Below are 25,835 nucleotides of genomic sequence, written 5' to 3'. Positions count from 1 at the left end.
CCGTTTACTATGTACCGGTGCTGATCAACGACTCACCGGTCTCCGGGACCGGTCGATTCTCGTTGCGGTCGCACCCCGTCCTCATCTCGGCAGGCGTCGCCCTCGCCGCGGTACTCGTGGCCTTGCAGCTGGTCGCGCTCCGATTCGGCTTCGAGGGACCACTGCACAGCCTCGCCAAGGATTTCGTCGGCACCCCCAAGTCGATGTCGCTGCCGTGGGCGGGATTCGCGCTCGCGCTGGTCGGGCTCACGAACCCGCAGCGGATCCGGGCCCTGGTCATCGCGGTCGTCCTGGACCTGTTGTTCGCGGCGGGCCGGCTGCTGTTCGACGGGTCGGTGGCAATCGGGAACGGTCCGACCATCGTGCTGACCGGGATCGGGCTCTACGCGGCGCTGGCATGGACCGGCGAGCAGCGTCGCAGCGCGCTGCGCGGCGTGGGGCTCGGTGCCCTGCTGATCCTGGCCACCAAGGTCGGTGACGTCTGGCTTCAGATCACCGTGCTGACCCGGCCGCTGGTGCTCGACGAGTACGTGCAGCTCGCGGACCGGGCGCTGGGCAATCCGTCGTGGGTGATGGGCGGCGTGGTCGACGCGCTCGGCGGCGTCGGCTACGGGGTGCTGCACTGGGTGTACATCGAACTGCCGGTCGCGGCGATCGTGGTGGCGCTCTACCAGCTGCGCAACGGCTGGCCGTCGCACTACCTGGTGCGCACCTTCCTGCTGATCGGGCTGATCGGTCCGCTGTTCTATGTGCTGTTCCCGGTGGTCGGCCCCGACTTCGCGTTCGGGGCCGCGGGCGAGGGCGCCCAGCTCGGGAACTACTGGCCGACGGTGGTGCCGAATGTCGTCGACCCGGTGGCGATCCCGTTCGACAGTCCGGCGCCCCGCAACTGCATGCCGAGCCTGCACACGGCCTGGGCGCTGGCGATCTTCGTCCACACGCGGGGAGGCCCGCGTTGGCTGCGCTGGGGCGGCGCGTTCTGGCTGGTGTGCACGTTGATGGCCACACTCGGGTTCGGCTACCACTACGGCGTCGACCTGGTCGCGGGCGTCGTGCTCTGCCTGACCCTGGAGTCGGCGCTGCGTGATCCGGAGCGGGGCTGGGGCCGGTTCCGGATCCGGCTCGTGCTCGGCGGGACGATCGCATTCGTCGCGCTGCTGCTCGGCTACCGGTACCTGGCCGTCGAGATCGCCGAGTACCCATTGGTCTTCGGCCCCCTGATCCTCGGCGTCATGGGCGCGGTGGTGATCGGGTTCTATGCGAGCTTCTTCGCCGCGCCGGGGTCCGCGCTGGGGCGGTGGGGCGGTCGGGCCGAGCCCGAGGCGGTGCCCGTGCACGCGGCCGGCTAGCGAGAATCGCAGGGCTCAGCGGCCGCAGTGGCGGGGTGCGGCGCCGTCGCCGGAGTCGGTCCGCTACGGTGACGTCGATTCGACGGACTACGCGAGGAGTTCGGGGGGCCGCAAATCACAGGCGTCCCTTCCGGTTACCGCGAGCCACTGTCGACGGGACACTGTGGAGGACGCGTGCGGGAGTCGGTGGGAGTCACGCTCGGCAAGGAGGGTGTGCGGGCGGTCCTCGTCGACACCGATGTGCCCGGTCTCGGGCCGGTGGACAGCCGTTTCGAGGACCGAGGTGGCGACGACGTCGGTCTGGCCGTATCGGCCGCCGATCAGATGGTGGACCGGGCCAGGCACATCGGACTGGATCCGGTGGCCGTCGGAATCGTCGCCGCGGACCCGGAAGCGGCGGTCGCGATCGAGGCGCAGCTGCGCCACTCCGGCCTGCCCTCCGTCGCGGTGGTCGGTGCGGCCGAGGCCCGGCTGGCCTTCCTGCGCGCGATGCCGGAGCTCGCCTCGGCCCGGACCGCGCTCGTCCTGGCCGAGTGGCCGGGGGAGGTCCTCGCCCACGCGGTCGACCTGCGGTCCGGCGTGGCGCAGGCCGGTGTCGAACGGGTGACCGCGGGGACGTTCGCCGACGTGACCGCGACCACCGCGCTGCTGGACCAGATGCGGTCGGATGTCCCTCGCGGCCGGGTCGCCGTCGTCGTCCTCGGGATCAGGCCATCCGAAGCGAGCGTGATCGGTACCGCGGCCGCCGATCTGGGCCTGGCCTCCGTGGTTCCCTACGCCGGTCGTTGGCACCTGGCGACCGGCGCCGCGATCAGCGCGGCGGCCGGCCAGATCTCCGCGCCCGCCGCCTTCGCGCCGCCGTCGGGGGAGGCGAAGGCGCTCCCCAAGGGGCGGGTGCTCGCAGGCGCGGCCGCGGTGGTCGCCGTCCTGCTCGCCGGCCTCGGGGCCGTGCTTGCGGCGCCGGCGCCGACGTCGACGCCGGGACCGGTGGTACCGACGTCGTCCGAGCGGAACGACATCTCCGAGCTGAAGTCTCCGGGCCAACCCGGTGATCCGTGCGCGCGGGCCGGCGCGCCCTCGCCCGGACCCACCATCGAGCCGGCGGCCTGGCGTGCGGGCGAGCTCCGATACTCGGTGCGGTTGGTCAGCGACCCCGACCCGTCACAGCCCGAGCCGGCGGAGCTGCCGTCGAACCGGGCGCCGCGAGCGTCGGGTGTGCCGGGGACGTTCGGTGCGCCGGGGACGCCGCCTGCCGACCCCTGTGGCCGCTGATCCAGGCCTGAGTTACACCGGGCCTGAGGTTTGCACACGCCACGTGTCTAGGGCGTGCGGGGTTTGCCGGGGCACGGTTCTTCATAGGGGACGTCGGGCGAGATCCAATCCTTCCACTGTTGCTCGCTCGGGTTGGCGGTCAGCTTCGCGCACAGCAAATGCTCCCACTCGGCCGGCGCGGGAAGCCGCCAGATCGCGGCTTGCCCGGCTGTTGGCCCGCTGTCGGTCGGCTTCGCGGGCCCCGACCCAATTCCCCCAATGTAGACCGAATGGCCGTTCTTACTGAACGCGACAAATTGGGTCGTGCCCATGTGTTCTGTACTGACCGGCGCGCCGACTTGGCGTCCCGAGGCGGCATCCCAGAACCGCAGTGTTTCATCGGCGAGCAACGCACTGACTGAGGCCAGGTAGTGGCCGTCGGGGCTGTAGTCGATGTCGTCGATGGCGCTGTGGACCTCCATCGTCGGGCCGAACGCCTGACCGCTGCTGACGTCCCACTGCTGAATGTCTCCTTGGGCAGAAGCCGTCGCGAGATGGTGATTATCAGGGCTTACCGCCATGGCCACGAAGGTCAACGGACTGTTCGGACCGCCGACCTGCTTTCCTGTCGGTGGCCGCGTCGAAGTGTCCCAGATCCAGGTCGAGCCGGATCCGCGCGAGAACAGGTGGGAACCGTCCTCGCTGAAAAGGACCTCGGCGACGCCGAATTCATTGCCGGTCTGCAGCTCATCGATCTGTTCGCCTGTGCGCCAGTCCCACATTCGCACGGTGTTGTCCGCGCTCGCGGATGCGAGCATCGTCCCGTCGCGGCTGAACTCGACGTCGTAGACGGCATCGTTGTGGCCGACAAGGGGCTTGCCGGCGGGTTGGCCGTTCGTCGCATCGACGACGCGAATGGCGTTATCCTCTCCGGCGATGGCGATCCAGCGGTGGTCGCGGCTCCAGTCCATGTCGCTATATGACCGAAGTGCGTCGCTCACGACGACACTGACCTGCTCCCCGGTGTCGGCGTTCAGTTGGTGCGCAGCGTTGTCTCGCACAACAACGACCTCCGGTACATCGGTGCTGGTGCCCAGAGCAAGGCTTTCGTCGGGGCCCGGTGCGGCGGCCTTGCTTCCTGCCGTCTCTACGGCCAGCTGGTCATCGAGATTTCCATCCAACTTCTGGACGGCATTATCGGAGACGGCAACGATGTTGTCTCCGTCGAGCGTGAATGCGACATGCCCAACTGGTGATTGAAGGTTCATCGGATTGCCGATCGGCTGACTCGTGCCCGCGTCCCACAATCGCACGGTCTTGTCGTTGCTGCCGGTAGCGATGCGGCGCCCATCGGGGCTGAATGCCACTGATTGGATGAATCCGTAGTCACCCACGACGGGTGCTCCGATCAATGCGCCGGTGTCGGCATTCCACAGCCGTAGCGGTGTGCCGCCACTCAGGAACGACGTGTCGAAGGTAGCTCCGCCTGCGGCGACTACGCCGCCATCCAGGCTGAATGCCAGGCTCGTGATGAGGTCGGAGTCGGCGAAGCCTTCGTCATGGAAACGCGACGTTTCGCGAACTGCGGCTCCGGTTTCGGCATCCCAGAGTTGGACAAAGCTCTCGCCGTAGCTGCCCGTTGCGATCCGATGTCCGTCCGGGCTGAACGCCAGGGCGGTGACAACGGCGTCGGGGTTGACCGGCAGTGTGGCGATCAACCGTCCCGTCGGCGTGTCCCACAGCCGAACCCCGCCCTCGCCCGGCGCTGCGACCCGGCGTCCGTCCACACTGATGGCGACGGGGACCTCGGTCGGAGCCTCCCCGATGGACATCGGCTGACTGGTGTAGTTTCCGGTGTCGAAGTCCCACACCCGAATCGCCTTGTCGGTCTCACCATCGAGGCTTGCGAGGTAGCGTCCGCTGAAGCTCAGGCGCGTCCGATGCGATGGCACAAGGGGGTCCAGTTGCGAGCCGGAGCGATCGCCGAAGCGATGGCCGACCGGCTTCCACGTCCGTGTGTCGACCATCTGAATTCCCGCCTGGCTGGTGGTTGCGACGCGCTGGCCATCGCCACTGAGTATGCCCGAGGCGGGGTAGATCTCGTGAAGGCGCGAACGACCGTCAAGCGCGATCAGCAGACCTCCGAGGTTGGGTCGCGACGAAATATTCGGCGCAGCAATCACTTTAACTAACCCAGACTGTTCGGTACCTGGTTGACCGCCGGCAAGGATTGCCAGCCCTTCCGAGCTGAGCTTCTCGCCCAGCGCCTCACGGCTGCGGGCGTCGGCCACGACTCGTTGCGCGTCGGCTTGATCTTGCGCCCTCACAGCGACGTACGCAAAGACGAGGGCCAGCACGGCGATGACAGCGGTGCCGGCCAGCACAGCGTGCAGGATCCGGGAGCGTTTGCGCAGCGCCAGGGCGTAGTCTTCGGCGGCCTGTTGGCGCTCCTGGGCGTCGCGGAGCTCGGCTTGCTGGCGTTGCTGCTCCGCGGCGAGCCGCGCCTCGCGCGCCGCGCTCTCCTCGTGTGCGCGGCGGCGGTCGCGGTGTTCGCGCACGACGCGCGTGAGCACATCGTGGGTCAGTTCGATCCGTTGCGCGCCGTAGCGCTCCTCGAGACGGAGCAGCCGCGAGTGAATCAGCTGGGTGAGTTCGTCGTCGGTCAGATGCGACGGCACCGCGTCCTCGCGGGGGTAGCTGTTGCGAAAGCCCTTCTCGGTGATCAGGTTGGACTCGATGAAGCCCGCGACGCGTGGCGGCAGGTCACTCACACACGACGAGTAGTAGTTCGACAGGATGTCGCGTTTGGCGTCCTCGACCAGTTGCTCGTCGAACTGCGGCTGCCCATGCCGTTTCCGCTCCTCGTTGAGCTCGCGGCAGAACAAGCTCAGCAGTGCGGGTTCCACGTCCGAACCGCCACGGTGATCGCCAGGATGACCAGCCTCGGCGTCTGCGGTGTCGTGACCGTGGTGCAGGTCCTCGCCGCCGACGATGGCGACCACCCGGCGAGCCAGTGGTTCAGTCATGAGGTGCGGCGCCGGTTTGCGCACCGCAGAAAGTGCGTCGCGTGTCCGCAAGTTCAGCAGCCGCACCCGCGAGCGTCCCAACGCTGGAATGAGCTGACGCCATCCTTCGAGCTCGGGGAGAAAGTCTTCACGCAGGCTGATCAACAGCTTGTACTTGCGCGACCGCAGATCGAATCGTGCAGCCACGGCCTCGTCGTCTTCGATCCGCGCGGCCAGCTCTGCGGGTATGCGGTTCTCGGCCAAGTCGCCAAGATTGTCTCTGAATTCCCGGACCAGATCGGGAACCCGCTCGCCCAGGGTGAACAGCTCTTCGAACTGGTCGAGGACAATCACCGGCGTGAGCGGATAGTTCTGGGTGCTCCACAGCTCGAAGTCTTTGCGATGCAGGTACTCCCAGAGTGATCCCTGGTCCGAGGGCAGCACCGCGTCGGGCACGTCAGCCTTGATCGAATCGCGGACAGCGTGGTGGAGCTGGTCGGTAAGTGGCGCCGCATCCGGCTTCAGGTCGAAGCGGATATAGATCGGGAGTAGGTGGCGCTCACGCAGCACGGGAAACAGTCCCGCTTGGAGCAGCGACGTCTTGCCGAGGCCGGAGCGGCCGTACAAGACGGTGACCGGGGCGTCGAGCACATGGTTTCTCAGCGAGGCTATTTCATGGTCGCGCCCGAAGAAGAAGGCCTGCGCGTCCTCCTCGAATGATTCCAATCCTGGCCACGGGTTGTCTCTGTCGAGCTGCATGGCAATCGCTCCATCGGTCAGGCCGCATCGGTGCGCCGCATGGCACGGATTTCGGAGGTCAGCATGTCGAGCAACCGCGCATCCGGGTCACCCCCTGGAGCGCGGCCAAAATCCAGGCGACCGAACTCCTGCGGAATCTGCCGGTACCGACTCGGATTACCGTCGTAGTCGCTGTCGATGACAACAGGCACGATGAATCGCCGGAGCGGAATCGAGAGCGACCGATCCGCCGCCTCCCTCCATTCTCTGAAGACATAGCCTTCTACCTCGGCCTCCGTGTTCTCGGAGATGACCGGAACGAAGAGTTTGACACCTTTACGAATTCGGGTCAGGACTTCCTGCTCCCATGCGTCGCCTGGACTTATCTGCCGCTCGTCGAACCACACGTCTCCGCCGAGGCCTTTGATCGCGTCACAGAGCCGCCGGGCGGCGTCGGCGTCCTCACGCATGTAGCTGATGAAGATGGTCGGAGGGTCCGCAGCGGAACTGGTAGCGCCAATTCCCGCGGCAGGGTCCGCGGTGTCGAGCGGGGTGCGCGACCTGGCCGCGGTCTGTTGCTCCCAGCGCGTGCGCAACTCCGCGACAAACGCGGCTGGTTCCATGTCCAGCTGCTGGACCAGCGTCCTGCGGCAGTAGGTTGCGAAGAAGTTCGACAGCGCGCTCGAGGTCGAGTTACCAACGAAGAAGAACTGCTGGTTGCGTTCCAGCGACAACCGCGAGTTGCTGGACATGCGCAGCAGAAACCGCCCGAGCCAGTCCGGTATCTCGCAACCGATGAACAACATCGGCTGATGCTTCAGCGGATAGGCAAGCCAGTCGGGAAGGCTCGCCGCGTCGCTGAGCAACGCGTGGAGCCACTCGAGTCGGTCCTCCTCGTGAATCGCGTACTGGGGCGTCGACGCGGTCTGACCGAACAAATTGAGAACGACGGTATCGGTTCTCCTGGCCGGTTCCGAGTTGCGTGACTGTTCGCTCGTGCTCTGATTCGGGGAAAACGAGAGCTCCCGTGTCCCCGGACGACCGTGGAAACGGACGTCGTTCACCGCGCTCGCGAGCAGCCGGTCGGGCGTAGTGCTCACGAACAGGGGAACATCGTCGATGGCGGCGAGGTTGCGGAGCGCGTCGCCGGGAACCGGATCGAGCTGCGTGATGATGTCGTTGATGACGCGATACAACCGCTCGACCTCATCCTGTCCGCGCTCTCGCAGAAAGGCGGCCACCGCTTCACCCATGGTGGTCATCCCGGGCGACTGGGGCAGGTGATAGCGCTCGGCCAATCGCTGGCCGATGAGCGTACTGAGCCGCTGCTCAGTGTCACCGATCTTGACCAGCGTCATATCAGGGCCCACAACCGGTACCAATATCTGTTCCCGGATGTGAGAGAGCAGGTCCTCCCAGAAGTCCTCGGTCGCGTCCATGCGCTCGCTCCTGTGTGCGGCAGTCAACGCCCAGAGCCGGCTGGGTAGCTGAGCACCAGCGTGGGATCGAGACAAACCCGTGAGGCTTGCGGTGGCACGAAGTCTTGCGTTGCCGCTCGCGCCACTTCTGCAACACCAGCACCTCAACCTAACGAGACATAGACCCATGCTGCGCCCCCGACGCAGCCGCGGCGACAGTAGTCGACTACTCGAATTGCGAATTGTTCATTCGTGGCGAATGCAAGCAAGACGTCCGTCTGAACTCGGACGACGCCGGACGCCGAGCTACTCCCGTCGGTCCCGGTTCTCGAGGTCCCCGACGATGCCGAGCCCGTCGCGGCTGCGCTGCTCGCGGTAGGCCACCCGGCCGACCGTGTGCGCGATGACCGGCGCGGTCAACAGGGTGAACAACCCGACCAGCACCAGCATCCAGATGTCGACGTTGCCGCGCAGCCGGATCACCGCCCCGATCAGCACCAGCACCAGGCCGATCACCTGGGGCTTCGTCGCCGCGTGCATGCGGGAGAGGGTGTCCGGGAAGCGCACGATCCCGATGGCGGCGGTCATGGCGAGCAGCGCACCCAGCAGGATGAGCACGGCCGCGACGACCTCGAGCACGGTGTTCACTGGTCGTCACGCACCCGGAATCGCGCCACGCTGACCGAGCCGACGAAACCGACCAGGGAGAGCGCGACGATGGCGGGCACCAGCGTGGTGTCGAGGCTGTAGGCGGCCCACACCGCGAGCCCACAGATGGCGACCGCGACCAGGGTGTCCATCGCGACCAGACGGTCCAGCGTGGACGGCCCGTCGAGCAGTCGATACGAGGTCATCACGGCGGCCACCGAGAGCATCACCCCGGCGATCACGAGCACTGTCGTCACGGCAGATCCTGTCGGTCGGTGGGCCCCGGCGCCGAGGGGTCGAAGACGGGGTTGTCCACGTGCCACGGGGACGGCTTCCATTCCTCGTCGCGCTCGAACGAGGCGATGAACAGTCGCTCCAGCTGCCGCACGGTCCGGTAGAACTGGTCCACTGCCCTGTCCGTGCTCACGTCCAGCACGTGCACGTACACCATCCGCTTGACCTGGTCGACCTCCAGCACCATGGTGCCGGGGATCAGGTTGAGCACGTCGATGCACAGGGTCAGCACCAGATCGGATTTGATGGCCAACCGGGCGCGCAGCACACCGGTCACAGGGGGCGGACCGGGCCGCACCGCCAGCCAGGCCACCTGCGCGCTCGACTGCGCCGCGTACACGATGCAGAGCCCGACCAGCTTGACGATCGACCAGAGGTGGATCCGGCCCTCGACCGGTACCCGCGGCAGCGGGAGCAGCACCATGATCAGCGCCCCGACGGCCAGGCCGCCGAGGATGTTCGCGACGCTGACGTTGCCCCACAACAGGATCCACACGGCGGTCAGCCACACCAGGACCCCGGCGCGGAGCACCCGTTCGCGGTTCATCGCGTACCCCCCGTCGCGGCCGCCTGCTCGGCGTACCCGGGCCCGAGGACGGCGTCGATGTAGATCGAGCGGTCCCGCAGGTCCGCCGCCGCTCGGTCGGTGATCGCGATGAACTGGCCGGCGAACACCGTCAGGGCCAGGCCGACCACGACCACGCCGATCGTGGGGACCAGCATCAGGGCGGGCATCCTGCCGACGTCGGCGCGGTCGTCGAAGGCGATGTCCTGCTCGGACTCGTCGATCAGGGCGGACGGGCTGACGTCGGCGAGGTCGCCCTCGGGGGCGTCGGCACGCGAGCGCCAGAACGCCTTCGTCCAGACCCGGGCGACCACGTACAGCGTGAGCAGGCTCGTGACGGTGCCGCCCGCGACCAGCACCCAGGACAGCGCGCTGGGGTGGGCGACGCCGGCCTGCAGCAGGGCGACCTTGCCGATGAAGCCGGAGAACGGCGGGATGCCCGCCAGATTGAGCGCGGGCACCAGGAACACCAGCGCCAGCACCGGGCTGGCCGCGGCGAGACCGCCGAGCCTGCGCAGCGAGGACGACCCGGCCTGCCGCTCGATCAGGCCGACCACCAGGAACAGCGCGGTCTGCACGATGATGTGGTGCGCGACGTAGTAGATGGCGCCGGACAGGCCCTGCTGGGTGGACAGCGCGATGCCGAACACCATGTAGCCGATGTGGCTGACCAGGGTGAACGAGAGCAGTCGTTTGATGTCGCTCTGTGCGATGGCACCGAAGATTCCGACCAGCATGGTGAGCAGGCCGCAGATCATCAGCACGTTGTCGAGCTCGCCCTGCGGGAACAGCAGGGTGTGCGCCCGGATGATCGCGTACACGCCGACCTTGGTGAGCAGGCCCGCGAACACGGCGGTAACCGGGGCGGGCGCGGTCGGGTACGAGTCCGGCAGCCAGGTCGAGAGCGGGAACACCGCGGCCTTGATGCCGAACGCGACCAGCAGCACACCGAAGATCGCGGTCCTGGTGCCGACCGGGATGCCGTCGAGCCGGGTGGCCATCTGAGCGAGGTTCAGGGTGCCGGTGGCAGCGTAGGCGAGGGCGATGCCGACCAGGAAGATCAGCGAGGACACCATCGAGACCATCACGTAGGAGACGCCCGCGCGCACCCGGTCGGCGCTGGCGCCGAGGGTCAGCAGCACGAACGACGCGGCGAGCAGCACCTCGAAACCGACGTACAGGTTGAACAGGTCGCCCGCCAGGAACGCGTTCGAGATGCCCGCGGCCAGCGCCAGGTAGGTGGGCAGGAAGATCGACACCGGCTGTCGTTCGGTGCCGTCGTGGATGCCCTGCCCGACCGCGAACCCCATGACGGCGAGCAGCACGATGCTCGAGACCACCAGCATCACCGCCGACAACCGGTCCACCACCAGGGTGATGCCGATCGGCGAGTCCCAGCCGCCGACCTGCAGCGTGGAGATGCCGTCCCGGTCGGTGAGGTACAGCAGCAGGCAGGCGACGACCAGGCCGACCACCAGCGCGACCATGGTGACCGCGCGCTGGAACCGCGGCTTCCGGCCGCCGATGAGGGTGACGGCGGCGGCGAGCATGGGCACCAGCACCGGCAGCGGGGTCAGGGTGTGGATCAGGTCGGGGGACAGGGTCATTCGCGATCACCACTCGGAACCCGGAGCGGTTCGTCGCCGTCGGGATCGAACTCGTCGAAGTCGCCCTCCCGAAGGTCCTCGTAGCATTCGAGGTCCTCGAGGTTGGTGAGCTGTTCGAGCGGGATCGGATTGCCCTTGTCGTCGAAGGCGTCGCCGCCGAAGGTGGAGTCGCCGGTGATGGGGTCGTCGGAGCGATCGTGGTCCGGTGCCTCGGCGGGGCTGCGCCGGCGGATCACCTTGGTGTCCTCGGGGTCGTTCTCGAGGGCGTCCTTGGTGTTGATCTTGTAGGACCGGTAGGCCAGCGCCATCACGAACGCCGCGATGCCCATCGTGATCACGATCGCGGTCAGGATCATCGCCTGCGCCAGGGGGTCGGCCATCGTGTCGTACACGGCGTTCGTCCGCCCGACGATGGGTGCGCTGCCGGGCGGCCCGCCGGCGGTGAGGATGAGCAGGTTGACGCCGTTGCCGAACAGCAGCAACCCGAGCAGCATCTTGGTGATGCTGCGCTCGAGCAGCAGGTACACGCCGCACGCGATCAGCACACCGACGATGACGAGGATCCCGAAGTTCGCGTTCACCGGACGCTCACCCGCACGTCGCTCTTGGCCTCGACCTCGGCGTCCAGGCGCGCCCCGAGGCTGCGCAGCACGTCGAGCACGAGCCCGACCACGATGAGATACACGCCGAGGTCGAAGAAGATCGCGGTCACCATCTTGATGTGGCCGAGCAGCGGCAGCGTCACCTCCAGCGTCGCGGAGGAGAGCGCGGGCGCGCCGAGGAACAGCGAGACCAGCGCCGTGCCCGCGGAGAAGATCAGGCCGAGCCCGAGGATCTTGCCCGCGTCGATGGGCACCGTCTCGCCGAGCTCGTAGCGGCCGCCGGCCAGGTACCGCAGCACCAGCGCCAGCCCCGCGGTGAGCCCGCCCGCGAAGCCGCCTCCGGGTGCGTTGTGACCGGAGAAGAAGAAGTAGACCGACAGCACCATCATGGTCGGGAAGATCATCCTGGTGGTGATCTCGAGGACCAGCGACCGGTGCCGCGGGTCGATGAGGTCGCCGCCGCGCAGCCAGGTGGTCTCGCCGCCGGACGAGACCTCGACGGGCGCGTCGGAGACCCGCGGCGCGGTGCCGAACCGGCGGGTGCGGAACACCAGCGAGGCGACGCCGGTGGCCGCGACGAGCAGCACCGAGATCTCGCCGAGGGTGTCCCAGGCGCGGATGTCGACCAGCAGCACGTTCACCACGTTCTTGCCGTTGCCTAGGGTGTACGCGGCCTCGGGCAGCTGCAGCGAGATCGGCGCGGTGTTCCGGGCGTTCATCGCGTACGCACCGAGGACGGTCACCGTGGCACCGACGGCGGCGGCGAGCAGGGCCCGCGGCGCCTTGAATCCGACGGACAGCCGCTCGTCGGTCTCGGCGGGCAGCTTGCGCAGCACCAGCACGAAGATCACCAGCGTGAGGGTCTCGACCAGGAACTGGGTCAGCGCCAGGTCCGGCGCCCCGTCCAGGGCGAAGATGACGCCGCAGCCGTAGCCGCCGACGCCGACCAGGATGACGCTGGCCAGGCGATTGCGCATCACGGTCGCGGCCAGCGCGGCGGCGACCATGATCAGCCCGACCGCGAACTGGATCGGCGATTCCCACAGCCGCAGCCGGACGCCGGTGTCGGTGTTCAACACCAGCAGGATCGTCGGCAGCAGCACCAGCGTGACGAGGATGGACGCCTGCGTCAGCGGCAGCGAACCGCGCTGGGTGGTGCCGGTGAGCTTGATGGAGATGGTGTCCATGGCGCGCAGGGTGGCGTCGTACACGCGGTCGGCGTTGCCCAGCGGGGGATGCTCGAAGCGCAGCCTGCTGACCCAGCGGTGCGCGACGAACAGCAGCGCGCCGCTGCCGATCACCAGGGCGGTCAACCCAAGCGGCAGGCCGAACCCGTGCCACAGCGCGAGGTGGTAGTCCGCGTGCTCGCCCGACGGCAGTGTCCGCGCGTAGGGGCTGAGCAGGCGGTCCATCACCGGCGCCGCGAGACCGGCGGCCAGGCCGCCGACCCCGAGCAGGGCGGGCACGAACAGGAACAGCGGGCCCGCGGCGTGCATGGACTGTACCGCCGGGCTCGGCTGCCGGAGTTGCTTGCGGCCGAAGGCGCCCCAGATGAACCGGATGCTGTACGTCACGGTCAGGATCGAGCCGGCGACGACCGTCGCGAGCACCAGGGTCCGCACCGGCGGGCTCAGCGCGTCGGTGGTGGCGATCGCCTCGAGGGCGCCCTCCTTGCCGACGAAGCCGAGGAACGGCGGCAGACCGGCCATGCTGGCCGCGGCGAGGACCGCGATGGCGCACAGAGCGGGGGCACGCTTGCCGAGGTGGGCCAGCTTGCGGATGTCGCGGGTGCCGGTGGTGTGGTCGATGATGCCGACCACCATGAACAGCGCGGCCTTGAACATCGCGTGCGCGACCACCATGGTGATGCCGGCCAGCGCGGCGTTCCGGTCGCCGATGCCGACCAGGGTGATGAGGAACCCGAGCTGGCTGACGGTGCCGAACGCGAGGACCAGCTTCAGGTCGAATGCCCGCAGCGACCGCCAGCCGGCCAGCAGCATCGACGCCAGGCCGAGGGTGATCACCGTGACCCGCCACGGGGCGGAGTCGGCGAACCCGGGCGCGAGCCGGGCGACGAGATAGATGCCCGCCTTCACCATCGCCGCGGCGTGCAGGTAGGCGCTCACCGGGGTGGGCGCGGCCATCGCGCCCGGCAGCCAGAAGTGCATCGGGACGATCGCGGACTTGGACAGGGCGCCGATGAGCACCAGCACCACGCCGACCCCGGCCAGCCAGCCGCGCGGCGGGTCGGCCAGCAGGTCGGAGATCAGATAGCTGCCGCCGACCTGGCCGAGGATGATGAACCCGACCAGCATGGCGAGACCACCCGCGGTGGTCACCAGGAGCGCCTGGGTGGCGGCCCGGCGGCTCGACGCCCGCTCCGCGTAGTGCCCGACCAGCAGGAACGAGAGCACGGTGGTCAGTTCCCAGAAGGTGTAGAGGACGAGCATGTTGTCGCTGGTGACCAGCCCGAACATCGCTCCCGCGAACGCGATCATCTCGGCGGCGAAGATGCCGAGGCGGGGCTCGTCGTCGGTGAAGTACCGCGAGCAGTAAACCAGCACGAGGCTGCCGATCCCGAGGATCAGCGCCGACATGATCGCCGCGAGCGAGTCGAAGCGCATGTCGATGTCCATCGACAGCCCGGGCGCCCACTGGATGTGCAGGCTCTGCTCGGTGCCCCAGTTCTTGATCACCCAGCCGAGGCTCGCCAGGGGCACCAGCGACAGCGGGAGGAATGCATTGCGGCCCATCGCTCGCACGACAAGCGGCGCCAGGACGGCGGCGATCGCGTGGGCGAGCAGGACAGCAAGCAATGGGCACTCCGTCGTTTGTCGTGTGCGTCGGCGGGGTGTCTATACGCCCCGGAGGTATCCGGGGGTCTGTGTCCGAGTTTAGTGGATGGCGGAGGTGGCTTCGCCACCCGTGCGCGGTGGGCGAGTCCATGGACTCGTTGAGTGCGCACGGGCGCGCCAGCGCCTACCGTGTCCGCATGGCCGAGATCAGGACCGTCGCCCTCGCCCACATCCGGGACCGCCGGATGCTGCAGGCCCGATCCGCGGGGAAGTCGGCCTTCTACATGGCCGGCGGCAAGATCGACCCGGGCGAAACCCCGGAAGAGGCCCTGCACAGGGAGATTCGCGAGGAGCTCGACGCCGGCGTCGTCGAGGGCACGCTCAGCACGCTCGGCGTGTTCGAGGCGGAGGCGTTCGGGCACCCGGCCGGGACCCGGCTGCACATGACGTGTTTCCTCGCGGACCTGACCGACGAGCCGACCGCGACGAGCGAGATCGCGGAACTGCGGTACTTCACCGTCGACGAGTACGCCGCGATGCCGGAGACCGCGCCCGGCTCCCGGCTGGTGTTCGAGCGGCTGCGGGCGCTGGGCCTGGTGGACTGACCGGTGATCTTCACCGCGGCGCACCTCGAGGGCATCAGGTCCGGCGCGGTGACGCTCGCGTTCCGCCGGTGGGACCGGCCACGGGTGCGGGCGGGATCGAGCCAGCGGACCGCGATCGGTGTGATCGCCTTCGACGCGGTCGACGAGATCGCGCCCGCGGAGGTCACCGACGCGGACGCCGAGGCGGCCGGTTTCCCGTCGGCGGAGAAGCTGCTCGCCTTCGTCGACAAGAAGGCGCACGGACCGATCCTGTACCGGATCGCGCTCCGCTACGGCGGCGCCGATCCGCGGCAGGCGCTGCGGGAGAACGCGGAGCTGTCCGCGGCGGAGCTCGAGACGCTGCGGCGGCGGTTGGCGAGGATGGACGCAAACGGGGCCTGGACCGAGGCCACCCTGCGCCTGATCGGGGAGCGGCCCGCGGTGGTCTCGACCGAGCTGGCGCACGCGATGTCGATGGAGCGGCAGCCGTTCAAGATCCGGGTGCGCCGGCTCAAGGAGCTCGGGCTGACCGAGAGCCTGGAGGTGGGCTACCGGCTCAGCCCGCGGGGGCGCGCCGTGCTCGACCGGCTCGACGGATCCGGATAGTCGCCCGCCGCGGCCCGGTGGGGACTAGATTTCGGGGATGGACTCGCCTCGCTTGTCCCGCCGCGCCGTTCTGCGCGGCGCCGCGCTCGGCCTCGGCGCCGCCGCGTTCGGCCCACTCACCACCACCACCGCCGCGGCCTCGGCCGCCCCGCCGGGCGGGAAGACCGCGATAGTGGTCGGCAGCGGATTCGGTGGCGCGGTGGCGGCGCTGCGGCTGGGCATGGCAGGCATCGAGACCACCGTCCTCGAGCGCGGCAGGCGGTGGCCGATCGACCCGGCGGGCAACACGTTCGCCACCCTCGACTCGCCGGACGGCCGGGCGTCGTGGCTGCACGACCGGCCCTACATCAACCCGCTGACCCAACTGCAGCCGATCCAGCGCTACGTCGGCGTCATCGACGAGGTCCGGGGCAACGGCATCAACTCGGTCTACGGCGCGGGCGTCGGCGGCGGGTCGCTGGTGTTCGGCACCTACACCCCGCAGCCGCGCCGGCGCGACTTCGAGCAGGTCTTCCCGCGCCAGATCGACTACGGCGAGCTGGACCGCGTCTACTACCCGCGGGCGCGGGCGGCGCTGGGCACCTCTCCGCTGCCTGCCGACCTGCTCGCCCACCCCGCCTACAAGGGCGCCCGTGCGTGGCTCGCCGACGTCGCGGACTACGGCGGTCAGCCGTCGTTCCACGACTTCTGCGTCGACTGGGACCTGGTGCGCGCGGAGCTGGCCGGGACCCGGCGCCCCTCTGTCACCGTCGGCGAGGGCCCGTACGGCATCAACTCCGGGGCCAAGAACAGCGTCGACCACAACTACCTGCCGAGAGCCGAGGCCACAGGCAATGTCACCGTGCTGCCGCTGCACGAGGTCGTCGAGATCCGGGAAGTGCAGGGGCAGGGCGGGTTCGAGGTCACCGCCAAGCGCATCGACGAGTACGGGACCGTGCTCGAGCATCGCCGGCTGGTGGCGGACTTCCTGTTCATGGCGGCCGGCTCGTTCTACACCAGTTCGTTGCTGGTGACCGCGAAGGCGAAAGGCGCGCTGCCGCGGCTGAACGAGCACGTGGGCAAGGGCTTCGGCAACAACGGCGACTTCCTCATCTCCCGCACCCTGACCCGTCGCGAGTACGGCGCCAAGCAGGCGGGGCCGGGCGTCGCGGCGCTCTACGACGACGACACGCCGGACGGGACCGTCGCCATGTCGTGGCAGGCGGCGCCGTTCCCGGAGCTGGCCGGCGGCAACACCAGCACCAACCTGATCCAGCTGATCACCGCCGAGCGGGGCTCCATCGACTACAACCCCGCCCTCGGACGGGCCGAACTCAATTACCCGCACGGCGAGGCCGACAGCGACGTCGATGCCCGCGGGCGCCGGTTCGCCGGCCGGTTCCACGATCGCGCCGACGTGGCGCACGGCCACCCGGTCAACGGAATCCCGATCTACCCGCGGCTCGCGGGGTTCGGCAGCGCGGCGACCTTCCACGGGCTGGGCGGCATGGTCATGGGCAGGGCGTGCAGCCACGAGGGCCGGGTGGCCGGGTACGACAACATGTACGTCGTCGACGGCTCGCTGATCCCCGGTTCGACCGCGCTGGTGAACCCGTCGCTGACGATCACCGCGATCGCCGAGCGATGCATGGACCATTTCCTGGCCGCCAACGGGTGAGGTGCGCGCGGTTGCCGAGTGCAGCCGCGGGGTCGACGATTGAACGGGGAGACCGTCGAAGGGGCAGAGATGACGTCGAGACCGGCAGCGTTCGCGACGTTCGCCGCCGCCTTCGTCGGCGCGGCGGTCATCGCCAACCGGCTGGCCGGCAAGCCCGTGCCGTTCCTGCGGTGGTCGGTGATCCGGTTCGCGCTCGGTGCCAGGCGGCTGCTCGGCGAGGGGCAGGTCGGTGACGGGCGGGAGGAGGCGCTGGCCGCGCACGTGACGGCGACGGCCCGTCGCGGGGACATCGACGACGTGATCCGCGCCATCGACGACTTCGCGCACACCCGGAGCTTCCTGATGAACGTCGGCGACGAGAAGGGCGAGATCCTGGACGCGGCGGTGCGGCGCGCCCGGCCCGCCCTGCTGCTCGAACTCGGCACCTACTGCGGGTACAGCGCGTTGCGGATGGCGCGGGTGATGCCCCCGGACGCCACGATCTGCACCGTCGAGATCAATCCGGCGAACGAGGCGATCGCCCGAGGGATCTGGGAGCACGCGGGGGTGGGTGAGCGCATCACGTCGGTGGTCGGGTCGATCGGTGACGGTGGAACGACGGTGGCACGGCTGCGGGACGAGTACGGTATCGACACCGGCACAGTCGATTTCGTGTTCATCGACCACCTCAAGAGCGCCTACCTGCCGGATCTGCTCCGCATCGTGGACGAGGGCTGGTTGCATCCCGGCAGCGTGGTGGTCGCCGACAATGTCAGGTTTCCCGGTGCCCCCGACTACCTGGCCCACATGCGCGCCGAGGAGGGCGGGCGGTGGCGGTCGACCGACCACCGCACCCACGTCGAGTATCAGCGGGTGCTCAGGGACCTGGTGCTCGAGTCCGAGTACCAGGGGTGATCAGCGGGGCGGCAGCGGTTCGACCCCGGCGAGCACGGCGCTCTCGGCGTACAGCGCCTCCTGCGCCGCGACGTCGCGGGCGCGGCGGCTGACCGGGTTCGGGCGCTGCGCGGTGAGGTAATCGCCCGAGCGGTCCCGGTAGTCGGGGGAGAGCGCCAGGTCCGCACCGAGCCGGCCGGCCCGGTCGGCCGAGATGAGGAACGGGCGGATCGCCGCGTGCAGGGCCCGCGGCAGGTCCCGGTAGATGTCGGAGTCGACGCCCCCTGGGTGCATGGCGAAGGTGCTCAGGCCGTCGGGCAGGCGCCGGGCGAGGGTGTAGTTGAACATCAGGTTGCCCAGCTTGGACTGCGCGTACGCGGGGAACGGCCGGTACCTCGCGCGCCCGCGGAACGTATCGGGGTCGATGCGGCCGACGTTGTGGGCGACGGACGCCACGTGCACGATCCGCGCATCGCCGGTTCGCTCGGCCGCGAGCCGGAGCTGCGGCAGCAGCAGGTGGGTGAGCAGGAAGGGGCCGAGGTAGTTCGCGCCGAACTGCAGCTCGAAGCCGTCGGCGGTGAACTGCTGCTTGAGCGGGGAGGCGCCGGCATTGTTGATGAGCGCGTCGACGCGGTCGTGGCGCGCGCTGAGGTCCGCCACGAAGCGGTGGATGTGCTCGAACGAGGCCAGGTCGAGGGAGAACACGTCGACCTGGGCCCCTGGGGTCCGGCGCAGGATCTCCTCGCGGGCGGCCTCCGCCTTCGCCTGATTGCGGCAGGCCAGGCACACCGTCGCACCGCGGGCCGCCAGTTCGTGTGCCATGGCGAGGCCGATCCCGGAATTGGCTCCGGTGATCACAACGGTTTTCGGCATTGTGCTCCTAGTCGGCCGGGGTGGCCACGGGCCGTGTCGGAGCGTAGCCCTCCAGCACGGCCCGTGGCGGGGATCCGGTTCAGTGCGCCATGGCCGGCTGCCCCTCGGCCGGGGCGGGCAGCAGACCGCGGGGGAGCAGGAATGCCGAGATCGTCGCTCCCGCAACGAAGATCCCCGCCGCCCACCAGAAGGTCGTGGTGTAGCTCTGCACGGCCGCGAGGGCGGCGTTCGCCGGGGACGGCACCCGCCCGTCCATGAAGCCGGTGGCCGCGGAGGCGGCGACGGTGCTCAGCAGCGCGGTGCCGATCGATCCGCCGACCTGCTGCATGGTGTTCACCGTCGCGGAGGCGACGCCCGCGTCGTCGGGGTCCACGCCGGTGATGGCGCCCTGCATGCCCGGCGCGAACACCATGCCCATGCCGAGGCCGAGAAGCACCAGCCCGGGCAGGATGATCGTCACGTACGAGCTGTCGACCTCGATCTGCGCGAGCACCGCCAGCCCGACGGCGGCGACGATCAGGCCGGTCGTGATCAGTACCCGCGGCCCGACCCTCGGCAGCAGCGCCGCGGTCGAGGTGGTCGCGGAGACCACCATCCCGGCCACCATCGGCAGGAACGCCACGCCGGTGATGATCGGCGAGTACTGCAGGACCGTCTGCATGTAGAAGGTGAGGAACAGGAACACCGCGAACATGCCGGAGCCGGTGATGAACATCGCCAGGTACGAGCCGCCGCGGATGCGGTCGAGGACGATCCGCAGCGGGAGCAGCGGGTGGGCGACGCGGGTCTCGATGATCACGAACACCGAGAGCAGCGCGGCGCCCGCGACCAGCCAGGTGATCGTCATCGGGTCGGACCAGCCGTGCGACTCGGCGTGCGAGAAGCCGTAGACGATGCCGAACAGCGCGGCGGAGACCGTGATCGTGCCCGGGATGTCGAGCGTGGGCCGGTGCTCCGACCGGTGCGCTGCCATCATCGTCACCGCGCCCACCAGGGCCACGGCCGCGAACACCAGGTTGACGTACATGCTCCAGCGCCACGACGTCCACTCGGTGAGGACCCCGCCGAGCAGCAGTCCGACCGCGCCGCCGGCACCGGCGATGGCGCCGAAGACGCCGAACGCCTTCGCTCGCTCGTCCGGCTCGGTGAACGTCGTCGCCAGCAGCGACAGCGCGGCGGGCGCGAGGAGGGCCGCGAAGACACCCTGACCGGCGCGGGCGGCCACCAGCATCGGGAAGTTCACCGCCGCGCCGCCGAGCGCGGACATGACCGCGAAGCCGACGAGCCCGATGACGAAGGTGTTCCTGCGGCCGAACAAGTCGCTGAGCCGGCCGCCGAGCAGCAGCAGGCTGCCGAACGCGAGCGCGTAGGCCGTGACGACCCACTGCCGGTCCGCGTCGGAGAACCCGAGATCGTGCTGCGCCGCGGGCAGGGCGATGTTCACGATGGTCGCGTCGAGCACCACCATCAGCTGGGCCAGGCCGATGACGGCCAGGATCAGCCAGCGCAGTCGGTGCTCCCGTGTCGTGTCTCCTGGCCCGGTCTGCGGGCGATCGATCGTGGTCGTGGTCATGAGCGAGCCTCGCCTCGTGGAGTGGTGGAGGTTGAAGTGGAGGAGTAATCTCCACTTAGGGAACGGTAGCACTAAGCGGAGGAGTTGTCTCCACTTAGTTTCGCGGCTCCGGGAAATCCCCAGATGGCAGATTTCGGGAATGGCAGAATCGACGATTGTGAGTACCGCCCCAGCAGCACGTCCCCTGCGCGCCGACGCCGAACGCAACCGACGGAAGATCCTCGACGCCGCCATGGAGCTGTTCGCGAGCCGCGGCATCGACATCACCCTCGACGACGTCGCGCGGCACGCCAAGGTCGGTGTCGGCACCGTCTATCGGCGCTTCACCTGCAAGCAGGAACTGGTCGACGGTGTCTTCGAGCAGAGCATGGACCAGATCGCCGAGGCGGCCGAGGCGGCGCTGCGGCGCGAGGACCCGTGGGCCGCGCTGGTCGACTTCATCGGGCTGACCAGCGAATGGATGTCGCTGAGCCGGGGCCTCGGCGATGTCTTCTTCACCACCGACGAGGGCCGGGAGCAGGTCGCGTGCGCGCGGCAGCGCATCACACCGGCGATCCAGCAGCTCGTCGACCGGGCGAAGGACGCGGGTGCGCTGCGCCCCGAGATCCAGGTCAACGACCTGTTCGCGGTCAGCTGCATGCTCGACGCGGTCATCGACTTCAACCGCCCGGTCTCGCCCGAGACCTGGCGCCGTTACCTCGCGCTGGTGCTCGACGGTATGCGCGCCGACGGGACCGCGCGGGAGCCGCTGCCGCTGGCGCCGCTGACCGACGAACAGGTCGAGGTGGCCAAGTCCGCCCGCGCCCGCGCCCGTGGCTGAGGGCGGTCGCTAGGGCGACGGGTCTCGCCGTCGCAGCCGGTGGGCGGCCTCGGCGCAACCGAGGATCACCAGCGTCATCGCGAGGCTGAGGGCGAACGGGTCAGGCGGCATGGGCTCGAATATCCCGCGCGGCAGGTCGTCGAACACGGACAGCTGGTCCCAGTGCATGCTCGAGGTGCCCTGCCCGGCGACGGTCAGCGCGCTCGGGACGAACAGCACGGACAGGCCGACCGAGATTGACGCCGCGCGCCGCGGCACGGCCGAGGCGAGCGCGTAGCCGGCGATCGGCGCCAGCGCGAGGTACCGGATCCCCTCGATCGCCCACGCATCGTTGAGTCCGGCCAGCCCGGCCGCGGCGTTGACGGCCAGCAGCGCGAGCCCGAGAGTCGGTTTCGCCCAGCGACTTCCGGCCACGGCGCCCGCGACGAGCAGCGTCAGGAGGATCGCGATCCAGAGCGGGTCGGGGCCGGTCGCCACCAGGAGGGGTGCGGACGCGGCAAGCACCGCGGTGGCGGTGAGCAGGAAGACCCCGTCGCGCCCGTCGAGCAGGGACGAGGCGACGACGATCGCCACCAGCAGCAGGGTGAGCACCGGCGCCGCGACGGACCAGTCGCTGCGGTGCTCGCCGAGGACGGCGTTGGAGGCCAGCCCGGCGACGACGACGATCGCGACCGCGTACAGCGGAGGCCGCGACGCTCCCGCAGGCGTCGTCGCGGAACCCCTCGCGAGCACGGCGCCCGCCACGCAGAACGCGAGCGCGGGCAGTAACAGCCACCACGGTGGATCGGTGAACATGGTTGCTTCGCTGAAGGGGAGGCTGTAGGCCGTCCAGCCGAAGGAAGTGGACTCCACCGTCGGATGCGCGGCGGGGAAGGCGAGCATGAATGCCGCGAACGCCCCCGCGGCGAGCGCGACCGCCGCGTACCGATCGGCCGCCGCCGCGGCCGCGCCGCCCATCACCAGCCCGGCACCGATTCCGGCCAGATAGATCAGCGCGATCCCCGACTCCAGCTGGTGTACATGGACATTCACGAGAGCGCCGAGGCCGAGCATCGCGAGTCCGGAAACCGCGACCACGTAGGCGCCTGCTCGGGAGCCGCGTCGTGCCAAGGCCCCCGCGACGGCGACCGCGAGCACCACGCCGACGGTGGCGGCGAGCGGTCGACTGGTCAGAACCAGTCGGAGCTGGCTCTCGGACCCGGCGATGCCGGACTGCTCGGCCACCGGCGCGATCAGTGCCCACCCGGCGGTCGCGGCGACGAAAAACGCTGCGGCCGTGTCGAGGGCGGCGGTCCAGCGCCTGCTCAAGCGGATTCCCGTTCGGGGGTGGCGATCGGCCGGGCCAGCGCGCGGGCGCCGACCGCGCAGGCCAGCACCGCGATCAGCAGGGCGATGCCCGCGACCCGGTCGTCGTAGTGGGGGATGTCGATGAAGGTCCCGCCCTCGAAGAGTTCGATCTGCAGCTGGGTCTCGTAGGCGCTGCTCATCGGGACGCCGGGAAGCGGCTCGTACGCACCGCCGTACGCGACCGCGCCGGTGAAGACCGTCGCCGCCGAGTGAAAGACCATGGACACGAACGGGATCCCCAGACCGACCGCGGCGATGGCCGCGGTGCCGGGCAGCGATGACCCGAACGCCAGTCCCGCGCCCACGCCGAGCACGGCCAACCGCACCAGCAGCATCGGGCCGTCCTGACCGAGTTCGGGCCAGATCGCGCCGACCATCGGGATGAGGGCTACCACGAACAGCCCGCCGATCGTCGACCGCCACGTCATCGAGAGCCTCAGGCCCAGCGCGACCGCGAGAGCACCGACCAGCACCGCCTGCCAGTGCTCGACATTGGCGAGCGGCCCGCCGAGGTCCACCAGCACCGGCATCGACGCCGCCGCGACGCCGGTCGCGGCCAGCAGGAAGCGGCCCTCGGCGGGCACGACCGCCCGCGCGGCGAACCAGGTGAGGCCGAGCACCACCACCATGCAGACCCCGATGATGACCCAGGTCGCCACCCGCGATGTGTAGTCCTGCCGGTCGATCCAGAACTGCAGGGCCCGGTTGGCCAGCGCGATCGACGCCGCGGCCACGACCGCGAGGCGCAGTTCGCGCCCGGTGGCCCGTTGAATCCGGGTGGCGCCGTCGGCAATGGCCGCGGCCACCGCGGCCAGCACGAGCATCGGACCGAGCAGCCACCAGGACGGTTCGCCGATCGAGGACGTCGTCTGCGCGGGGAACACCAGCTCGAAAACTCGTGCGGTGAGAAACGTGGCAAGCACCGACAGGGCGAGCGCGAGCTGCCCGGCCCGGCGTCCCCACACCGTCGCGACCGCGGCGCCCAGGATCACACCCGCGGCCACGGACTTGAGGTAGTGCACGGCGATCAGCGCGTCGATGGCGCCGACGCCCGGGGTGGCCAGCCGCGCACCGATCAGGACGACCGTCGCGACGGCCATCGCGATCCAGGCGATCCGCCGGGATCCCTTGCGCTGCAGCAGGGCGTACGCGAGCACCGCGACGACGGCTCCCACCGCGATCCCGGTCGGCTGGCTGGAGAGCCAGCGGCTCAGCTCGCGTTCGGAGGTGTGGATCGCCCAGCCGCCGCCGGGCGGATTGGTCAACACGAACGCGGCCAGCGCCCCGCCGAACAGGGCGGTCGACGTCGAGAGGACTTCGCGAGGTTCGACGGGCATTTGCCGACGCTAACCGACGGCGGCTCGCCACGGCGGCAACCGGGCGATCGCGGTGCCCGCATGCCAGGATCTGTGACGACAGACTACGACGCGAGGAGCCCGCATGACTTCGATCAACGACAAGGCGACCACCCTGCTGCGGCTGCATCAGCCCGGCAACCCGGTGATCCTGCCGACGGTGTGGGACGCCTGGTCGGCAAACCTGGCCGCGCAGGCCGGTTTCGAGGCGCTGACGGTGGGGAGTCACCCGGTGGCGGACTCGGTCGGCAAGCCGGACAACGAGGGCATGAGCTTCGAGGAGCTGCTGACCCGCGTCGCGCAGATCACCGCGGCCGTCGACCTGCCGATCTCGGTCGACATCGAATCCGGATACGGGCAGACCCCCGAACGGTTGATCCAGGGCCTGATCGAGGTGGGCGCCGTCGGGCTGAACATCGAGGACACCGTGCACAGCGAGGGTGGCAGGTTGCGCGAGGCGCAGGAGCACGCGGACTTCGTCGGCGGGCTGCGTCGGGCCGCGGACGCCGCCGGGGTGCACGTGGTCATCAATGCCCGCACCGACCTGTTCATCAAGCAGGTGGGCGACGATGCGGATCGCGTCGAGCGCGCGATCGCCCGGCTGACGCTGGCCGCGGAGGCGGGTGCCGACTCGCTCTACCCGGTCGGGTTCCACAGCGACGAGGTGTACCAGCGCCTGACGTCGGCGCTGCCGTTGCCGGTCAACGCGATCGCCGACCCGGCTCGCGGGGAGAAGGCCGGCTACGCATCGCTCGGCGTCGGCCGCGTCAGCTTCGGCCCGCTGCTGCAGGCCGCGCTCGCCGTGCGCGCCAACGAACTCCTCGCCCGCTGGTCGTAGGCGGCTGCGCCGCCTGTGCGCGGTTGACGAGTCCCTGGACTCGTGGACCACGCACAGGCGCGTCAGCGCCTGGTTTGGAGCGTGGGCAGCAGCGCGGCCCCCGGGCCGTCGACCATGAGCACGCGGGGTCCGGACCCGGCGGTGCACCTGGCGCGGAACCGGTCGACCTCGCGGCCGGCGACGATGCCACGGATCGGGGCGTCCGCATTCTCGTGCAGCGAACCGGGATTGGTGCACAGCACCTCGTAGTCGGGGCCGAACGGTAGGTTCGCGCGGGTGCCGGAGGCGCCCGCCGACTGCGGGGGAAGCCCGTAGCGGGTGTCCGGCGGGGGCGTCCGGGAGAACGCCGAGTAGGCGACGACGCATCCGGTTTGCCTCGCATCGGTGCACGCGGGCACCGATGTGAAGTCGCCGCCGACCAGCTCGCCCTTGCGCACGAGCACGTCGCCCCCGATCAGCAGCGCCGAGACCAGCTGCGACTGGGCGGGTTTCCCGTCGATCCGGTTCCGGATCAGCGAGCGCAGCATCCTGGTGCCCTGCGAATGGCCGATCAGGACGACGCCACGCCCGTCGTTGTGGTGGGCGAGGTAGTCGTCCCATGCGCGTTCGACGTCGTCGTAGGCGAGGTCGAGGGCGGCGCTGCGCTCGGCCGCCGTCCCGGTGAACAGCGCGCGCAGCGTGACCTGCCGGTACACCGGAGCCCACACGTTGCAGTTCTCCCCGAAGGGCTCCGCCTGCGCGCGGGCCACCGCGCGCAGCTCGGGCGACGCGTCGAGGTTCGCGTTCACGGACTGCTGCAGCGACGCGGTCGGATAGAAATAGAAGCAGTCGACGGGCGCGCCGGACCTGCCGCCGCACGGGTCGTCCGCCTGACCAGGCCGGCACAGCCAGGTGGTCGTCGACTGCGGGGACGGTGCGGCCGTGACGTGGGGAGCCGCGATCGCGACGGATCCGACGAGCACGAGCAGGGTGGTGCAGGCGCGGGCGAGCGGGCGGAACGGTCGGCGGCTCGGCATGCTCACGGATGCTAGTCCCGT

At 69.6% G+C, this 25,835-nt stretch carries 21 protein-coding genes; 8 read left to right on the top strand and 13 right to left on the bottom strand.

Annotation, left to right across the window (positions count from 1 at the left end; all coding sequences use genetic code 11):
• Nucleotides 1–23 precede the first annotated feature (23 nt).
• Nucleotides 24–1,349 carry a phosphatase PAP2 family protein gene (locus ACFQS9_RS16445; RefSeq protein ID WP_378406554.1) on the top strand — a complete coding sequence of 442 codons (1,326 nt, stop codon included), beginning with the start codon at nucleotides 24–26 and terminating at the stop codon, nucleotides 1,347–1,349.
• Nucleotides 1,350–1,523: 174 nt separating this feature from the next.
• Complete coding sequence (locus tag ACFQS9_RS16440; RefSeq protein ID WP_378406482.1) at nucleotides 1,524–2,621, top strand: hypothetical protein; 1,098 nt, start codon at nucleotides 1,524–1,526, stop codon at nucleotides 2,619–2,621.
• A gap of 47 nt (nucleotides 2,622–2,668) precedes the next feature.
• Here ACFQS9_RS16440 and ACFQS9_RS16435 read toward each other — a convergent pair whose 3' ends face one another.
• The 8 genes from ACFQS9_RS16435 to ACFQS9_RS16400 form a co-directional block, all read right to left on the bottom strand.
• On the bottom strand, nucleotides 2,669–6,364 hold the full coding sequence (locus tag ACFQS9_RS16435) for an nSTAND1 domain-containing NTPase (RefSeq protein WP_378406480.1): 3,696 nt from the start codon (nucleotides 6,362–6,364) through the stop codon (nucleotides 2,669–2,671).
• 17 nt (nucleotides 6,365–6,381) lie between these two features.
• Nucleotides 6,382–7,782: a toll/interleukin-1 receptor domain-containing protein gene (locus ACFQS9_RS16430; RefSeq protein WP_378406478.1), complete on the bottom strand. Its 1,401-nt coding sequence runs from the start codon at nucleotides 7,780–7,782 to the stop codon at nucleotides 6,382–6,384.
• 285 nt (nucleotides 7,783–8,067) lie between these two features.
• Nucleotides 8,068–8,409, bottom strand: coding sequence for a monovalent cation/H(+) antiporter subunit G (mnhG, locus tag ACFQS9_RS16425; RefSeq protein ID WP_378406476.1), 342 nt, complete (start codon nucleotides 8,407–8,409; stop codon nucleotides 8,068–8,070).
• Nucleotides 8,406–8,666: a monovalent cation/H+ antiporter complex subunit F gene (locus ACFQS9_RS16420; RefSeq protein ID WP_027501268.1), complete on the bottom strand. Its 261-nt coding sequence runs from the start codon at nucleotides 8,664–8,666 to the stop codon at nucleotides 8,406–8,408. Before ACFQS9_RS16420 ends, mnhG begins: the two co-directional genes overlap by 4 nt.
• Nucleotides 8,663–9,250 carry a Na+/H+ antiporter subunit E gene (locus tag ACFQS9_RS16415; protein ID WP_378406474.1) on the bottom strand — a complete coding sequence of 196 codons (588 nt, stop codon included), beginning with the start codon at nucleotides 9,248–9,250 and terminating at the stop codon, nucleotides 8,663–8,665. The genes ACFQS9_RS16420 and ACFQS9_RS16415 overlap by 4 nt, the downstream gene beginning before the upstream one ends.
• Entirely contained in the window at nucleotides 9,247–10,875 is a 1,629-nt protein-coding gene (locus ACFQS9_RS16410) for a Na+/H+ antiporter subunit D (protein ID WP_378406472.1), read from the bottom strand. The genes ACFQS9_RS16415 and ACFQS9_RS16410 overlap by 4 nt, the downstream gene beginning before the upstream one ends.
• Nucleotides 10,872–11,456, bottom strand: coding sequence for a Na(+)/H(+) antiporter subunit C (locus tag ACFQS9_RS16405; protein ID WP_378406470.1), 585 nt, complete (start codon nucleotides 11,454–11,456; stop codon nucleotides 10,872–10,874). The genes ACFQS9_RS16410 and ACFQS9_RS16405 overlap by 4 nt, the downstream gene beginning before the upstream one ends.
• Nucleotides 11,453–14,293: a Na+/H+ antiporter subunit A gene (locus tag ACFQS9_RS16400; RefSeq protein WP_378406468.1), complete on the bottom strand. Its 2,841-nt coding sequence runs from the start codon at nucleotides 14,291–14,293 to the stop codon at nucleotides 11,453–11,455. The genes ACFQS9_RS16405 and ACFQS9_RS16400 overlap by 4 nt, the downstream gene beginning before the upstream one ends.
• A 176-nt stretch (nucleotides 14,294–14,469) precedes the next feature.
• On the opposite strand from ACFQS9_RS16400, the gene ACFQS9_RS16395 reads away from it, so the two are divergent.
• The 4 genes from ACFQS9_RS16395 to ACFQS9_RS16380 all read left to right on the top strand — a co-directional run bounded on the left by ACFQS9_RS16395 (nucleotide 14,470) and on the right by ACFQS9_RS16380 (nucleotide 18,013).
• Nucleotides 14,470–14,877, top strand: a complete 408-nt coding sequence (locus tag ACFQS9_RS16395) for an NUDIX hydrolase (protein WP_378406466.1) — start codon at nucleotides 14,470–14,472, stop codon at nucleotides 14,875–14,877.
• 3 nt (nucleotides 14,878–14,880) lie between these two features.
• The gene (locus ACFQS9_RS16390; RefSeq protein WP_378406464.1) at nucleotides 14,881–15,462 is read left to right on the top strand and encodes an ASCH domain-containing protein; all 582 of its coding nucleotides are present in this window, start codon (nucleotides 14,881–14,883) and stop codon (nucleotides 15,460–15,462) included.
• A gap of 37 nt (nucleotides 15,463–15,499) precedes the next feature.
• A complete protein-coding gene (locus ACFQS9_RS16385; protein ID WP_378406462.1) occupies nucleotides 15,500–17,119 on the top strand; it encodes a GMC oxidoreductase in 1,620 nt (539 codons plus the stop codon).
• A gap of 69 nt (nucleotides 17,120–17,188) precedes the next feature.
• Nucleotides 17,189–18,013, top strand: a complete 825-nt coding sequence (locus ACFQS9_RS16380; protein WP_378406460.1) for an O-methyltransferase — start codon at nucleotides 17,189–17,191, stop codon at nucleotides 18,011–18,013.
• On the opposite strand, the gene ACFQS9_RS16375 is transcribed toward ACFQS9_RS16380, so the two are convergent.
• Nucleotides 18,014–18,865, bottom strand: a complete 852-nt coding sequence (locus ACFQS9_RS16375) for an SDR family NAD(P)-dependent oxidoreductase (protein WP_378406458.1) — start codon at nucleotides 18,863–18,865, stop codon at nucleotides 18,014–18,016.
• Nucleotides 18,866–18,944: 79 nt separating this feature from the next.
• Entirely contained in the window at nucleotides 18,945–20,438 is a 1,494-nt protein-coding gene (locus tag ACFQS9_RS16370) for an MFS transporter (protein ID WP_378406456.1), read from the bottom strand.
• A gap of 139 nt (nucleotides 20,439–20,577) precedes the next feature.
• On the opposite strand from ACFQS9_RS16370, the gene ACFQS9_RS16365 reads away from it, so the two are divergent.
• Nucleotides 20,578–21,258, top strand: a complete 681-nt coding sequence (locus ACFQS9_RS16365; RefSeq protein WP_378406454.1) for a TetR/AcrR family transcriptional regulator — start codon at nucleotides 20,578–20,580, stop codon at nucleotides 21,256–21,258.
• A gap of 9 nt (nucleotides 21,259–21,267) precedes the next feature.
• On the opposite strand, the gene ACFQS9_RS16360 is transcribed toward ACFQS9_RS16365, so the two are convergent.
• The gene (locus tag ACFQS9_RS16360) at nucleotides 21,268–22,566 is read right to left on the bottom strand and encodes a TgpA N-terminal domain-containing protein (RefSeq protein ID WP_378406451.1); all 1,299 of its coding nucleotides are present in this window, start codon (nucleotides 22,564–22,566) and stop codon (nucleotides 21,268–21,270) included.
• Nucleotides 22,563–23,942, bottom strand: coding sequence for a hypothetical protein (locus tag ACFQS9_RS16355; protein WP_378406449.1), 1,380 nt, complete (start codon nucleotides 23,940–23,942; stop codon nucleotides 22,563–22,565). Before ACFQS9_RS16355 ends, ACFQS9_RS16360 begins: the two co-directional genes overlap by 4 nt.
• 103 nt (nucleotides 23,943–24,045) lie before the next feature.
• Here ACFQS9_RS16355 and ACFQS9_RS16350 point away from each other — a divergent pair, with 103 nt between their 5' ends.
• Nucleotides 24,046–24,798, top strand: coding sequence for an isocitrate lyase/PEP mutase family protein (locus tag ACFQS9_RS16350; RefSeq protein ID WP_378406447.1), 753 nt, complete (start codon nucleotides 24,046–24,048; stop codon nucleotides 24,796–24,798).
• Nucleotides 24,799–24,860: 62 nt separating this feature from the next.
• Here ACFQS9_RS16350 and ACFQS9_RS16345 read toward each other — a convergent pair whose 3' ends face one another.
• Entirely contained in the window at nucleotides 24,861–25,814 is a 954-nt protein-coding gene (locus tag ACFQS9_RS16345; RefSeq protein WP_378406446.1) for a DUF3089 domain-containing protein, read from the bottom strand.
• Between the last annotated feature and the right edge of the window lie 21 nt (nucleotides 25,815–25,835).

This window comes from Rhodococcus daqingensis (genome assembly GCF_042665615.1).
GTDB lineage: Bacteria > Actinomycetota > Actinomycetes > Mycobacteriales > Mycobacteriaceae > Rhodococcus_G > Rhodococcus_G daqingensis.
Note: the sequence above shows the minus strand (reverse complement) of the source record. Positions and strands in the feature narration are given on the sequence as shown.